Source organism: Algoriphagus winogradskyi, from assembly GCF_900182815.1.
In the GTDB taxonomy this organism is placed as follows: domain Bacteria; phylum Bacteroidota; class Bacteroidia; order Cytophagales; family Cyclobacteriaceae; genus Algoriphagus; species Algoriphagus winogradskyi.
In genome coordinates this window covers 39,234-53,502 of record NZ_FXUA01000006.1, presented here as the reverse complement: position 1 = coordinate 53,502, position 14,269 = coordinate 39,234, and the positions used below count along the sequence as shown (strand labels likewise).

General features: G+C 40.9%; 13 protein-coding genes. 9 read left to right on the top strand and 4 right to left on the bottom strand.

Annotated elements, in window-relative coordinates; translation table 11 throughout:
- Window positions 1-57 precede the first annotated feature (57 nt).
- Window positions 58-1,293 (top strand): GWxTD domain-containing protein, encoded by a 1,236-nt coding sequence (locus QOL76_RS15000; RefSeq protein ID WP_283413791.1) that lies wholly within the window; start codon window positions 58-60, stop codon window positions 1,291-1,293.
- On the top strand, window positions 1,266-2,039 hold the full coding sequence (gene rlmB, locus QOL76_RS14995) for a 23S rRNA (guanosine(2251)-2'-O)-methyltransferase RlmB (RefSeq protein WP_283413790.1): 774 nt from the start codon (window positions 1,266-1,268) through the stop codon (window positions 2,037-2,039). Before QOL76_RS15000 ends, rlmB begins: the two co-directional genes overlap by 28 nt.
- 29 nt (window positions 2,040-2,068) lie before the next feature.
- Here the strand turns inward: rlmB and QOL76_RS14990 are convergent, their stop codons facing one another.
- Both QOL76_RS14990 and QOL76_RS14985 read right to left on the bottom strand, forming a co-directional pair.
- Complete coding sequence (locus tag QOL76_RS14990) at window positions 2,069-3,139, bottom strand: mannose-1-phosphate guanylyltransferase (protein WP_283413789.1); 1,071 nt, start codon at window positions 3,137-3,139, stop codon at window positions 2,069-2,071.
- Window positions 3,140-3,147: 8 nt separating this feature from the next.
- Window positions 3,148-4,116: a KpsF/GutQ family sugar-phosphate isomerase gene (locus QOL76_RS14985; protein ID WP_283413788.1), complete on the bottom strand. Its 969-nt coding sequence runs from the start codon at window positions 4,114-4,116 to the stop codon at window positions 3,148-3,150.
- Between the two features lie 96 nt (window positions 4,117-4,212).
- Between QOL76_RS14985 and recQ the strand changes: the two genes are divergently transcribed.
- From recQ to QOL76_RS14965, 4 genes are all read left to right on the top strand, one after another.
- The gene (gene recQ, locus QOL76_RS14980; RefSeq protein WP_283413787.1) at window positions 4,213-6,390 is read left to right on the top strand and encodes a DNA helicase RecQ; all 2,178 of its coding nucleotides are present in this window, start codon (window positions 4,213-4,215) and stop codon (window positions 6,388-6,390) included.
- Window positions 6,391-6,404: 14 nt separating this feature from the next.
- Window positions 6,405-7,691 (top strand): phosphoribosylamine--glycine ligase, encoded by a 1,287-nt coding sequence (gene purD, locus QOL76_RS14975; RefSeq protein ID WP_283413786.1) that lies wholly within the window; start codon window positions 6,405-6,407, stop codon window positions 7,689-7,691.
- 133 nt (window positions 7,692-7,824) lie between these two features.
- Complete coding sequence (gene ricT, locus QOL76_RS14970) at window positions 7,825-9,246, top strand: regulatory iron-sulfur-containing complex subunit RicT (RefSeq protein ID WP_283413785.1); 1,422 nt, start codon at window positions 7,825-7,827, stop codon at window positions 9,244-9,246.
- On the top strand, window positions 9,239-9,694 hold the full coding sequence (locus QOL76_RS14965; protein ID WP_283413784.1) for a gliding motility lipoprotein GldH: 456 nt from the start codon (window positions 9,239-9,241) through the stop codon (window positions 9,692-9,694). The genes ricT and QOL76_RS14965 overlap by 8 nt, the downstream gene beginning before the upstream one ends.
- Window positions 9,695-9,854: 160 nt before the next feature.
- On the opposite strand, the gene QOL76_RS14960 is transcribed toward QOL76_RS14965, so the two are convergent.
- Window positions 9,855-10,304: a GNAT family N-acetyltransferase gene (locus QOL76_RS14960; protein WP_283413783.1), complete on the bottom strand. Its 450-nt coding sequence runs from the start codon at window positions 10,302-10,304 to the stop codon at window positions 9,855-9,857.
- 115 nt (window positions 10,305-10,419) lie between these two features.
- Here QOL76_RS14960 and QOL76_RS14955 point away from each other — a divergent pair, with 115 nt between their 5' ends.
- From QOL76_RS14955 to QOL76_RS14945, 3 genes are all read left to right on the top strand, one after another.
- Window positions 10,420-11,139: a TlpA family protein disulfide reductase gene (locus QOL76_RS14955; protein ID WP_283413782.1), complete on the top strand. Its 720-nt coding sequence runs from the start codon at window positions 10,420-10,422 to the stop codon at window positions 11,137-11,139.
- Between the two features lie 159 nt (window positions 11,140-11,298).
- Window positions 11,299-12,597, top strand: a complete 1,299-nt coding sequence (locus QOL76_RS14950) for an alpha/beta hydrolase family protein (RefSeq protein ID WP_283413781.1) — start codon at window positions 11,299-11,301, stop codon at window positions 12,595-12,597.
- 48 nt (window positions 12,598-12,645) lie between these two features.
- Window positions 12,646-13,308 (top strand): DUF2461 domain-containing protein, encoded by a 663-nt coding sequence (locus QOL76_RS14945; protein ID WP_283413780.1) that lies wholly within the window; start codon window positions 12,646-12,648, stop codon window positions 13,306-13,308.
- A gap of 58 nt (window positions 13,309-13,366) precedes the next feature.
- On the opposite strand, the gene QOL76_RS14940 is transcribed toward QOL76_RS14945, so the two are convergent.
- Window positions 13,367-14,221 carry a sugar phosphate isomerase/epimerase family protein gene (locus QOL76_RS14940; RefSeq protein ID WP_283413779.1) on the bottom strand — a complete coding sequence of 285 codons (855 nt, stop codon included), beginning with the start codon at window positions 14,219-14,221 and terminating at the stop codon, window positions 13,367-13,369.
- Between the last annotated feature and the right edge of the window lie 48 nt (window positions 14,222-14,269).

Below are 14,269 nucleotides of genomic sequence, written 5' to 3'. Positions count from 1 at the left end.
AAATTTACTATTTTGGCAAAAGTAAGGTTAATTTTGAAAACCCGAGATCAACACCCGATGAACTGTAAAACAAGCCGACTCCTAATTTTTTTGATCCTCTTCGCTGGATGCTCATTACCCACCCTAGCTCAAAAGACATTAAGCAGTCTAAATCAGACACTTCGCTATTCAAGATACTCTAGACTATCTCTAAAAATCATTCCTATCAAGGTATCAGAGACGAAGTACAAACTTCAATTACAGGTCGAAAAAATCGAAGAAAATCCTGTTTTGAATACATTTAGTTTTACCTATTCTGTTTTGGATAGCTATGAGGAGGAAATCATTTCTGACAACACCTATATTTTAACCTCAGATGACCTGAAGTACGACACAGATAGGCATTGGGTATTTGAAAAGACGGTAGAAATACCGGCAACTAAGAAAACTGCAATCGCCTTATTTACTGCTTTGGACACGAGACAGGGAGATGAATATTACTATTCTACTGACCTCAAAAGTAGTTTCATCTTTGATGTGCCAAATTTCGGGGCATATTATGCTAATTATGTAGGTTTTGACCAGAACTACCTAAACGTTGGTGAGTCTTTACTATTCAAATCTGATGGGGGGCCAACATTACATAATTTTTACTATCCAATTAGTTTGGAGGTGCCTTATCCACCCATGGAAACCAAGCCGGTAGCAGTACCTCGAGAATTAGAGGTGATAGACTCCGGAGATTTCTTGGAAAACATCCCTAAATCTTTTGATCAAATCGGCTATTATTTCATCCAAAGCGATACTTCTGCCAGTACAGGACTTGTTCTGAAAACTACTCATGAGGCATTTCCAAAAGTTAAGGATTGGGACGAAATGGTGGATATGGTCACCTACATTTCCACCAGAAAAGAACATGATGACCTGAAAGCAGCTGAAGACAAAAAGAAGGCTCTGGACACCTACTGGTTGGGATTGACGAGAAATCCTGAAACTGCCAAAGAGCTGATTCGGGAATATTTTAGACAGGTAGAATTTGCAAATATCCTTTTCACCGACTTCAAAGAAGGCTGGAAAACGGACAAGGGAATGATTTATATCGTCATGGGCCCTCCGCAGGAAGTCAACTTTTATTTGGATAGAGAAGTGTGGAGTTATGGAGGAACTAATGAGAGTTCAAGAATTCGCTTTACCTTTGCGCGGGTTAAAAACATACTTAGCCCTCACTATTACACCTTGAATCGCTCCCGCGCTTACCAGCCGGTTTGGTTCAAAAACATATCCATATGGAGAAGCGGAAAGATGGCTTTTTGATTGAAAAAGGCGAACACGAAAAAGATTTTATTTTTGGAACACGAGCTGTCATGGAATCTATCCATGCAGGCAAAGACATTGACAAGGTGTTGGTTCAGAAAGAAATCAACAATGACCTAATTAAGGAATTGATTAAGCTTTGCAAAGCTGAAAAAATCCCCGTAGTCAGAGTTCCTGATGCTAAGCTCAATAGAATCACCCGCAAAAACCATCAGGGTGTAGTAGCCCAGATGTCCTCCATAGAATACGCTTCATTGGATCATGTAATCGAAAGCTGCTTCAACGTGGGCAAAGCTCCACTAATTTTGATATTAGATAGAATTACTGACGTGAGAAATTTTGGTGCAATCGCTAGAACTGCAGAATGTGCCGGAGTAGATGCAATAGTAATTCCCGAAAAAGGCAGTGCCCAGATCAACTCTGACGCAATAAAAACGTCGGTTGGTGCATTGAACTTCCTTCCTGTCGTTAGATCAAGAAACCTTTTTTATACGTGCAGAGACCTTCAAAAATCAGGTTTAGTATTGGTAGCCATCACAGAAAAAACTGAGAAAACCATGTATGAAGCTGACTTCTCCGTGCCAGTTGCGATGGTGATGGGATCTGAAGAAGATGGGATATCCACCGAACTAATGGGAATCGTAGACGAAAAAGTGAAAATCCCAATGGCAGGGAGAATCGAAAGTTTAAACGTTTCTGTTTCTGCCGGAGTGGCGATTTACGAAGCAATCAGGCAAAGAAAATAATGATAAAAACATTGTGGAAGGGGAAGATTTTAGATAAAGTCTTCTCCCTTCTTTTTTGCGTTGGATACAAATTCACGGAATTTTTTCTCAGCGTCTAGTTTGCAGATTAAAAGCACATTATCTGTCTCGTTGACCAAGTAGTTTTCCAGGCCTTGAACTACAACTAGCTTATCCCCCTTTACTTTAATATAGCTGTTTTCGGTTTCGTAAAGAACGGCATTTGCGTCCACCACATTGTTGTTTTCATCCTTATCTCTTAGCTCAAATAAGCTATTCCAGGAGCCCAAGTCTGACCAACCAAAATCTCCCAAGATGACGTACACCTGGCTTGATTTTTCCATTATCCCAAAGTCGATGGAAATGTTTTTGACCTGTGTATAAGCCGTAGATACAAATTCAGCTTCCTTGGCAGTGCCATAAGCTGCTCTGCCTTCTTCAAAAACCTCTGCCAAATCGGGCATGCATTCTTCGTATGCCTTTATCAGGCTTTGCGCCTTCCAGACGAACATTCCTGAATTCCACACAAAATCCCCACTTTCTACGAATGTCTTTGCAAGCTTAGAATTTGGTTTTTCAGTGAAGGTCTTTACTCGATACGCGATGTTATCTGGGCTTTCTATGTACTGGATATAGCCATAGCCAGTATCTGGTCTATTTGGCTTGATTCCTAGGGTTATGAGTCTGTCAGAGTCTGCTGCCTCTAATGCTTGATTGATGGTACGGGTGAATTTTTTCTCCTGCAAGATGAGATGATCTGCAGGTGTCACAATAATCTTAGCCTCTGGGTCCAAAGAATGTATTCTATAAGTAGCATACGCTATACAAGTTGCAGTATTCTTACGAAGAGGTTCAGAAAGAATCTGATGATCTTTCAGTTCAGGAAGTTGTTCTTTTACCAGAGCAAGGTATTTACGATAAGTGATCACAACAAACTGCTCAGGTTCGGCGATTTCCAAAAATCGATCATACGTCATTTGCAATAGTGACCGACCTGTGCCCAAAACATCCAAAAATTGCTTAGGCCTCTTCCTACGGCTGTATGGCCAAAATCTTGTGCCGATTCCTCCGGCCATTATAAGAATATAGGGTTTATTGTGCATGCTAAAAGTTAAACAATTCCTTCTTTCATCAATTCATGAATATGAACAAAACCTGCGATTTTATCCCCATTCATGGCTACAAGCTGCGTGATATTATGATTTTTCATCATATTCAAGGCACGAACGGCATATTCCTGAGTCGAAATCGATTTGGGATTTACCGTCATAATATCTGAAGCTTTGAGAAATTGAATATCTAGTGATTTCTGAAGCATTCTCCTCAAATCTCCATCCGTAATAATTCCTTTTAGATTTCCTTGCTCATCAGTTACAGAAGTCGCACCTAATCTTTTGCCGGAAATCTCTAAGATCACTTCAGCCAAACTGGCATTTTCGGTAACTACTGGGATTTCATTTCCCCCCAGCACATCACCAACTCTGAGATACAACTGCTTACCCAAAGATCCTCCTGGGTGATATTTGGCAAAATCCTCTGGAGTGAACCCTCTCGCTTCAAGTAGGCATACTGCTAATGCATCTCCAAGCGCTAAATGTGCTGTCGTGCTGGTAGTGGGAGCCAAATTATTGGGACATGCTTCCTCACCAATGGTGGCGTTTAGCACATAATCTGCCTGCTCAGCAAGGAAACTTTTTGTATTGCTAACTAAAGCGACAAGTTTGGAACCAAGGTTTTTAAGCAAAGGAACCAATACTTTGATCTCAGGGGTATTGCCACTTTTAGAGATACAAATCACGATATCCTCTTCCAAAATCATTCCCAGGTCTCCATGAATTGCATCTGCGGCATGCATGAAAATGGCTGGCGTTCCCGTAGAATTAAGTGTGGCAACTATCTTATTGGCTATAAGCGCACTTTTACCTACTCCTGTGATAACTACCCTTCCCTTTGAATCCAAAATATGGGCTACACAGGCTTCAAAATCGCCATCTAAAAAATCAACGAGATTTAACACGGCCTGAGCCTCGTTTTGCAATACTCTCGTGGCTGTATTTCTAATATTTTTAGCTAAATTCAATTTTACCTGTGTTTATAACTAATTTTGAACCTGGGTATAAATGTAATAAATCATTCCTGTTTACAGGCTTTAGTTACCCTTTTAGCCCCCTAACAAGTGGAAGAAAAAGTAAAAGCAGATCTTAAAAAAATCTTTGGGTTCAGCAAATTTCGCGGGAACCAAGAAATGATCGTCGATAATTTGCTAAACAAGCGAAATACCTTCGTAATCATGCCTACGGGTGCTGGTAAATCTTTGTGCTATCAATTGCCCGCAGTGATGAATGAGGGTACGGCTATCGTGATTTCTCCGTTGATAGCTTTGATGAAAAATCAGGTGGATCAGTTGCAGGCATTGGGAATCAATGCTCATTTTCTGAACTCAACCCTCAATAAATCTGAAGCTACACGCGTGAAAAGCGAAGTAATGAAGAAGAAAACCAAACTTCTTTATGTAGCGCCTGAATCCTTGACAAAGGAAGAAAATGTAGAATTTCTCAAAGCAGCTACTCTAAGTTTTGTAGCCATCGATGAAGCTCACTGTATCTCTGAGTGGGGTCATGACTTCCGGCCAGAATACAGAAGAATCAAATCCATCATCGCACAGATCGCGCCTAACTTGCCGATCATCGCACTGACTGCAACTGCCACACCTAAAGTGCAGCAGGACATCCAGCGCAACCTGCAGATGGAAGAAGCTGATTTATTCAAATCTTCATTTAACAGAACCAACCTTTTCTATGAGGTTCGTCCTAAGGTCAAAAATGATTCAAAAAAGGATTTGATCAAGTTCATCAAAGGACACAAAGGGAAATCCGGAATTATCTATTGCCTCAGTCGCAAAAAAGTAGAGGAAATCGCTCAACTACTCAAAGTAAATCAGGTAAATGCTGCTCCTTACCATGCAGGACTTGATTCCTCTGTTAGGATCAAAACTCAGGAAGATTTTCTAAATGAAGAACTGGATGTGATTGTGGCCACTATTGCATTTGGAATGGGAATAGACAAGCCTGATGTTCGTTATGTGATCCACTATGATGTGCCAAAATCTTTGGAAGGCTACTATCAGGAAACAGGGCGAGCAGGACGAGATGGTTTGGAAGGACATTGCCTCATGTTTTATAGGTATGAAGACATTGTAAAACTCGACAAATTCAACAAGGACAAGCCGGTCACCGAGCGTGAAAATGCCAAAACCCTTTTGCAGGAAATGGCTGCTTATTCTGAAACTGGAGTTTGTAGAAGGAAATTCATCCTGAATTACTTTGGTGAGACGATGAATGACGATTGTGGCTTCTGTGACAATTGTAAGCGAAACCGGGAGACATTCGAAGGGATGGACATGGTGACTACCGTACTGGAAGCTGCCAAACAAACCAATGAACGTTTTGGCTTAGATCACCTGGTGAAAGTAATTGTAGGCGAATCCACAGATTATGTGCTGAGTTACTCACACGATAAGCTTCCTGTTTTCGGAAAAGGGAAAGATTCTTCTGAAAAAACCTGGATAGGAGTAATCCGTCAGGTAATGATTCTAAACATGCTTGAAAAGGACATCGAAAGTTATGGGGTCCTAAAATTAACTTCCAAAGGCAAAGAATTTCTTGAATCTCCTTTTGAGGTTGACCTACACCATGACCACGATTTCGCAAAAGAAGTAGAATCAGGCCAAGCTGAAATTGTCATCAGTGCCGGAATCGCCTATGACGAGAAGCTATTTGAACTTTTAAAAGCAGAGCGTAAAAAAGTAGCCCGTTCCAAAGGCCTTCCTCCCTATGTTATCTTTCAGGACCCTTCTTTGGAAGAAATGGCAACCGTCTATCCAACTACGAGAGAAGAGCTAGCGCAAATCATTGGCGTTGGTATGGGAAAAGTCCTTAAATTCGGGTCTTCATTCCTGAAATTAATTGAGAATTACGTTGAAGAGAATGAGATAGAAACCGCTTCAGATGTCGTAGTAAAGTCATCTGGAACTAGGTCAAAAGTAAAAATTTCAATAATCCAGCAGATCGACCGCAAGGTAGGCTTGGACGAGGTAGCAGAAAACCTCAACATAAGTATGAGTGATTTACTGCACGAAATAGAGCAGATCATTTATAGCGGAACTAAACTAAATATAGATTACTACATAGAAGCGATCATGGATGAGGATCGGGAGGATTTGCTCCACGATTACTTTATGAATGCTACTAGTGATCAGATCAAAGCAGCCTTAGATGAACTCGAAGACGAGGATTTCGCAGAAGATGAATTGCGAGTCTACCGGATCAAATTCATCTCTGAGCATGCAAATTAACTTGAATTGAGTCAATGAATATACTCTTATTAGGGAGCGGAGGCAGAGAACACGCGTTCGCTTGGAAGATCGTACAAAGTACCGATTGCACCCAATTATATGTCGCTCCAGGTAATGCTGGCACAGAATCCATAGCTACCAATGTCTCCATCAGCATCACTGATTTCGACGCCATACGAGATTTTATAACCTCAAAAAACATAGGCCTTGTAGTCGTAGGCCCCGAAGAGCCTTTGGTAAAAGGGATAGTAGATTACCTTCAAAACCAACCTGAAACTTCATCAATTCCCGTGGTGGGCCCCTCCCAATTAGGAGCTACACTGGAAGGCAGCAAGGACTTTTCGAAGCGTTTTATGCAACGAAATAATGTCCCTACTGCAGCTTACGAAACGTTCACTGCAGATCAGCTAGATGCTGGTTTGGCTTACTTGGACAAACAAAACCTTCCTATCGTATTAAAAGCAGATGGACTTGCCGCTGGTAAAGGCGTGCTGATCTGCTTGACTTTGGAGGACGCAAAAACTTCCTTGAAGGAGATGCTCTTGGATCAGAAATTTGGCGAAGCATCCTCTAAAGTTGTAATTGAAGAATTCCTGACAGGAATCGAGCTTTCTGTGTTTGTTGCTACTGATGGAAAAAACTATAAGATTTTGCCAGAGGCAAAAGACTACAAAAGAATAGGCGAAGGAGACACTGGCCTGAATACAGGAGGAATGGGAGCTGTGAGCCCCGTTATTTTCGCAGACGAAGCCTTTATGGCAAAAGTGGAAGAAAAGGTCGTGAAGCCTACAGTGGATGGTCTTGCGAAGGAAAACATCCCGTACAAAGGATTTTTATTCATAGGCCTAATGAACAAAGACGGTGAGCCACAGGTCATTGAATACAATGTGAGAATGGGTGATCCAGAAACGGAAGCAGTGCTTCCTAGAATTGAAAGTGATTTCTTGGGATTACTTCATGGCATAGGTACCGGAACTCTGGATTCTTATGAGCTTAAGATTTCTCCAGATTATGCAACCACCGTAGTAATGGTAAGTGGTGGATATCCGGGATCTTATGAAAAAGGGAAAGTAATTTCTCTTCCAGAAACCGTTGAGGGTGCCGAGATTTTTCATGCAGGCACAGCAAGAAATGATAAGGGAGAATTAGTCAATCAAGGTGGTCGAGTAATCGCTGTGACAGGAAGAGGCACGTCAATGCAGGAAGCTTTGAGCAATGCGTTCACCACTGTGAAGAGCATTGATTGGGACCAAGCCTACTACCGCAAGGATATCGGAATGGATATCCTGAACTTAATGTAATTAAACCCAAAACTAACCAGGGCTCAGCCCCTGTCTATATATTATGTCTGGATGTAGCACATGCTCAACCTCCTCAGGAGGGACCGGAGGATGCCAAAGTAACGGCACCTGTGGCACGAGTGATTGTAATAAAATGAATGTTTTCGATTGGCTATCTCACATGGGAATTCCCGAGGTAGACAACTTTGATATAGTAGAAGTAAAATTCAAAGGAGGAAGAAAAGAATACTACAGAAATGTGGATTTTCTTGCTTTAAATACTGGTGATCCTGTCGTAGTAGACGTCCCAAGTGGACATCACATAGGCTATGTATCACTCCAAGGCGAACTTGTTCGTCTTCAGATGCAAAAAAGAAAAATCAGGAATGACGACGAAATCCTGAGAATATACCGCGTCGCGAATCAAAAAGACATGGAAAAGTGGGGAGAAGCTCAAAACCGTGAAATCCCTACGCTTTATAGATGTCGTCAGATTGTGGAGGAATTTGGGTTGAAAATGAAAATGTCGGATGTCGAATATCAGGCAGATAATTCCAAGGCTACTTTTTATTATTCCGCAGACGACCGCGTAGATTTCCGTGAATTGATTAAAGCGCTGGCGGGTGAATTCAGAATCCGTGTAGAAATGCGCCAAATCAGCCTAAGACAAGAGGCGGGAAGGCTTGGAGGTATCGGAGTTTGTGGAAGAGAACTATGCTGTTCCACCTGGTTGGTTGATTTTAAAAACGTCAGCACCTCAGCGGCGAGATATCAAAACTTATCTCTAAACCCCGGAAAACTGAGTGGTCAATGCGGAAGACTGAAATGCTGTCTAAATTATGAGTTGGACACCTACATGGATGCGATCAAAGATATTCCATCCATCGATCGTCCCCTTCAGACCGAATCGGGCCCAGCAAAACTTCAGAAAACGGATATTTTCCGCAAGCTGATGTGGTTCAGTTATAATAATGACAACGATTGGCATAGCATTACCTGCGAGCGAGTAAAAGAGATACTTGCGATTAATGAAAAAGGAAAAAAAGTCTTCACTCTCCAGTACAATGAAGCTTCAGAAATTGAAGATATGGCTGCCAAGTCTACGAGAGAATTAGAGCTTCTGGATAAAAAGTTTGCTTCTACAAGCCCCAAACGGAAGAAAAAACCTCGTCCACAAAACAGAAATGCAGGTGGGAACAGAAATCAAGATAATTCCAATAAACCACCTCAAAAGCAAAATCAACCTCAGGCTCAGCAATCTGCTTCTCAAAAAGCCAATCAAGGTCCAAGACCGGCGGGAGATCATCCTAAAAAACGTAGGAATAAAAACAGGAATAAGCCTAGGAATCCAGAGGCCAATGCTGGACAGGCTCCAGCAGCTCAACCTCAGCAGACAAAGCCGCAAAACGGCCCTCCAAAGAGGCAAAACGTGCAGAAGCCAAAAGCTAATGATGGAAATGCTGGGAACGCTTCAAACCCGAATGCTGGTCCGGCTAAGCCAAAACCACAAGGAAAAAAGAGGTTCCCTCCTAGAAAAAACCAAGGGCCAAATCCAAATAAACCTGGAAATGAATAAGGTAAAACATTGCCTATTAGTAGTACTTATTCTCGTAAGTGTAGCCTGTACTGACGGCCGCATTTACGAGGATTTTCAAAGCCTACCCAATCAAAACTGGGGTGTCACTGATAGCCTTATTTTTGATTTTCAGGATGTAGAGCTGATTAACACGCCTAACTTGGTGGCGATGAAATTTAACGAGGAATATGCTTTCTCCAACTGCTACCTGAGAATCATCAGTAAAGATTCGGCAGGAGTTATTCTAGACAATAAGTTGGTAAACATGGTTTTATTCGACCCGAAGTCTGGAGAGCCGCTAGGAGAAGGTTTTGGGAATTCTTACACGCGCTACGATACACTTCCTTTCTTATTTGATCAGCAGACCAAAAGTGTTACGCTATTGCAATACATGCGGCAGGATTTACTGCCAGGAGTAGAGGCAGTTGGGATTAAGATTCTGAAATAAATGTAAAGCTGAAAAATTGAAGAAGAGATACCGAGGTAGGTTTTACATCATCGCATACAGTAAGCATGAAGCGACCTAGAGTAAATGGCTAGAAGTAAAACTTGACAGAGTTATGGAAAAAAAGCCGTGAGCCCTATTTCTCCTCGCATGACCTGTGGGGTTATATTTTTTTTTGAAAGCATACGCTATTGTCCATCCCAATGTATTGTCCATAGTTTGGAATGAGAACGTATCCCTGCTTTTTATAGAGTGCAAGAGCTTCCACCTGCCTTTTCCCTGTTTCGAGTACGCATTTATTATAATCTAATTCGGCAGCCCAAATTTCCAATTCTGTCAATACAAGAGATGCAAAGCCTTTCCCTCTAGCTTCAGGAGAAGTAAACATGCGTTTCACTTCCATAGAATTCTCATCAAATTCTTTCATTGCACCACAAGCTATTGGGGTTTCATTTTCATAGCAAACCACCACATTTTTCAGGTTGACGATCTTATTAAATTGATTGTAAAAATCATGGTCTCTTCCATCCTTCTCGGCCAGGTATGCATCCAGCAACTTTACCAGAGCTATAAAATCAGGATTGGAAGAATCTGTGCGCATGAGTGTGATCATGGGAGGTAGGTAAATTCACTAAATAAAACAATCAACTAATTGAAATAATAAATTTAGAAACTTATAGAGTAGTTTTAGCCAAATACCTATATTAATGAGACTAAAATTAAACCTAATGATTAAAAAATCACTATTCCTCTACTTCCTTTTACTTGCCTTAGTTTCTTGCGCGAAAGAATCGTCTCTCATCCAAGATCAAAATGTCATAGTCACAAAAGTCTCAACAACCACCCGTCATTCCTTGGATGATAAATTATTTAATGCAAAAACTGGAGATCCCATCTCCATGGAGGAATTTTCGCAAATGATAAAGGAAAATCCAACTATCAGCTTGGAGAAAATTTATGACGAATATGGAAATCCTGAAAAATTCCTATATCACCCAGACGACCCAAATAAAAATCATTCTCAAAGAGATCCTGCTTTCCAGCCTCAAGTTGGACAAAAAATCTCTGATTTTGTCTTCAAAACTATAGATGATAAAGAAATCTACTCCGAAGAAATGATAGGAAAATGGGTGATTGTTAGGTTTGATTTTTTTGTGGATAAAATGGACAAAGAAAACTACGCTTCCTTCTCAAACGCCATCAACAAGGCATCAAAATCAGGAAAATTAACAACTATTTTATGTTCTTTGGATTCAGAGGAAAATATTGAAAATGAACTAACCATGTTTTCTGATGTAATTCATTTGGTCGGTAACGGGCAAGGCTACTTTTCAAAATATCACATAACCACCATGCCTACCACTATCTTAATCGATCCAAATCAAACGGTGGTTAAATATTTGGATAAAAATAACTATTCAGAAATTCAATCATTGATCAAGCAATAGTCTTTTTTCACTAGAGTTTTAAAGAAGAACGCAACACCGAAAGCTCGTTAGCACCCACTTTTCTCAGAAAAAGAAGATAAAATCGTTATCCTATTGAAAGCATCTTTGTTATAAAATCATTTCCTATCTTGAGGCAATAAACCTAATTTAACACCAGAGATGAACAACAAGCGCCTTTTCGCTACAATTCTAATTTTCCTTCTTTTTTTAAGCAGCATTAGCTTCGGGCAATCCATTTCCAAGCCCTTTGTTTACGGAGACCTCTTACCTGATGCTCCAGAATTAGCAGCCCGAGGCGAATATGCAGTCGGTGTCCAAACCCTTGATTTAATTCATAAAAATCAGCTTGACATCTTAAACTATGGCAAGGGTGAAGATTCACTTTACAATAGACCATTGAAAGTAGAAATCTGGTATCCTACAGAAGCAGCATCCAATGAATTGATTTCTTATGATGAAGTAATGGGGCAGAATGGCTCTCCAACCAGACCTCTTATTCCTTTTACTTTTCTAGGCAGAGCAACAAGAAATGCAAAAGCAGTTTATGAAAAGGAGCCTTTCCCATTGGTAATAGTATCCCATGGATATACAGGTTCTCGCTATTTAATGACTTACCTCACAGAGAATCTTGCTTCAAAAGGCTATGTAGTAGTCGCAATAGACCACACAGAAGCCACATTCAGAGATGCAGCTGGCTTTCAAAGCACCTTACTAAACCGTTCTCTGGATGATCTTTTTGTCCTAAATGAAATGGCAAGACTAAGTGAAGATCAGGAGTCTTTTTTGAAAGGTTTAGTGAATGCTGACAATACCGCTCTGATTGGCTATTCGATGGGAGGCTATGGAGCTGTAAATGTTGCTGGTGGAGGTTATAGCCCACAAGCCGTCCAACTCTTTGGAGGTATGACTGGCGGAAGTAAGGCTTTGCTAAGACGTTCGGTTGGCAACCCTGAATTTGAAGCTTCGATCGATCCACGAATTAAGGTAATTGTTGCTTTTGCTCCTTGGGGCATGCAACGCGGGGTTTGGAACGCGGAAGGCTTGGCTGGCATTAAGATTCCTTCCCTATTCGTAGCAGGAAGCAAAGACGATATCTCAGGCTATGAGGATGGGACAAAAGCAATCTATGAAGGCGCGATAAACTCAGAGAGGTACCTCCTAACATATATTGACGCTAGGCATAACACCGCTCCAAATCCTCCTCCAGCTGAAGCGCTTGAGCCAGGAAGACCTATTGATGAGTATTTGAGATATGCAGACTCAGTTTGGGATATGCGCAGGATCAATAATATCAACCAGCATTTTGTCACAGCGTTTTTGGGCTTTTACCTAAAAGGTAATGAAACCTATAAAGGCTATCTCGATGTGAATGCAAATCCTGAAGCTAAAGAATGGCCAGGGTTCAAGCCAAGAACAACCATAGGTTTAGAAATGAACCATGAAAGTCCAAAAGACTAGGCAAACTCCTTTTTCAAAATCCCAGCATAATTACCCTTTTACTTTAAGATGAAAAAGGCTATTAACTTTCTCAAACTGCTAAAAGAAAACAACAATCGGGAATGGTTCTCTGAGCACAAATCACAATACGATTTGATTGCAAAGGAAAACAAAGCGTATTTCAACGAGATTTATACGGAACTGCAAAACCACGATAGTTTATCCGGAATTCACATTTCCAGAATCTACCGGGATATTCGTTTTTCAAAAGTTAAAACTCCTTTCAAAACCAATTTCGGGGCTGGATATTCTCGGACAAAGCCATTGTTAAGAGGTGGATATTACATGCAAATAGAGCCAAATAACAGCTTTGTAGGCGGTGGGTTTTGGGCTCCAAACAAAGAAGACCTGCTAAATATCCGCAAGGAATTTGAAACGGACACTAGAGAAATTCAACAGATAACTTCTGATAAAACTTTTGTGAGATATTTTGAAGAACTCCAAGGGGAAGATGCTGTAAAAAATGCCCCAAAAGGCTTCGATAAAGATCACCCTGCCATTGATTTGATTAAGAAAAAGCAATTTGTGGTGAAAAGAAAATTTACTGATAAAGAGGTTTTATCGGATGATTTTCAGAAAGAAGTCATTCTTACATTTCTAGCAATGCGCCCATTTTTTGATTACATGAGTGAGGTCCTTACTACAAATCATAATGGGGAATCGAAAGTGTAATCACTAACAACAAAAAACCCAAGATAATATTCTTGGGTTTAAATTACGTTAAGACTGTTTATCCCAATCCGTACTTTTCTCCCATAGACTGGATTAGCTTGTAACCATTCTCAGCCATATCCCAAGGTTCAGAGAAATTCCTCCACACTCCAATTGAATTTGCAAAAGCAGGATCATTTCTGGTAAAACCTTCAATAGTCAACCAGCCCTTATACTTCACATCAGCCAAAGCTTTAAAAGCCTCGTCGAAGTTCACATGACCTGAACCAGGTGTTCCTCTGTCATTTTCAGAGATATGGAAATGCCCCAATTGAGGAGCAATAAACTTAATTGCATCGGACAAGCTCTTCTCTTCGATATTTGCATGATGGGTATCAAACATAGCCTGTACATTCGGGTGACCCACTTTTTTCAGCAAATACGAAAGCTGATCCATGGTATTGCAGAGGTAGCATTCAAAACGGTTCAATGCCTCAGGCGTTAGTAAAATCCCTGCACCTTTAGCATAGTCCCCTACTCCGTGAAGCACTTCGGCTGACCAAGAATACTCATCTTCGATTGGTTCTCGCGAGGCAAAAACAGTGAATCCCGAATGAAAAGGTCCACAAAGTACTTGCGCATTTAGATCATGGGCTCTATCAATAACCCATTTCAGTTGCTCACTTGCCGCCGCACGAATTTTAGCATCTGGTGAAATTGGATTTTGGTCTGCTCCCATCACCGTCACTGCAGTCACTTCCAGGCCGATATCTGCGCAGTGCTTTCCAACTAATTTGAAAGATTCCTCAGGTGAACCTCCTATGAAAAATTCTGCACCGTCATAGCCGATTTTTTTTAAACGATCTAAAACAGGCAACAGCGCCTCTGACATTTCTGCCGACCAAGCCAGCACATTAAATCCTATTTTGTTCATGAATTCTAATCTTTCTTATTGAGTCTATTCATATTGCCCTTCATTATT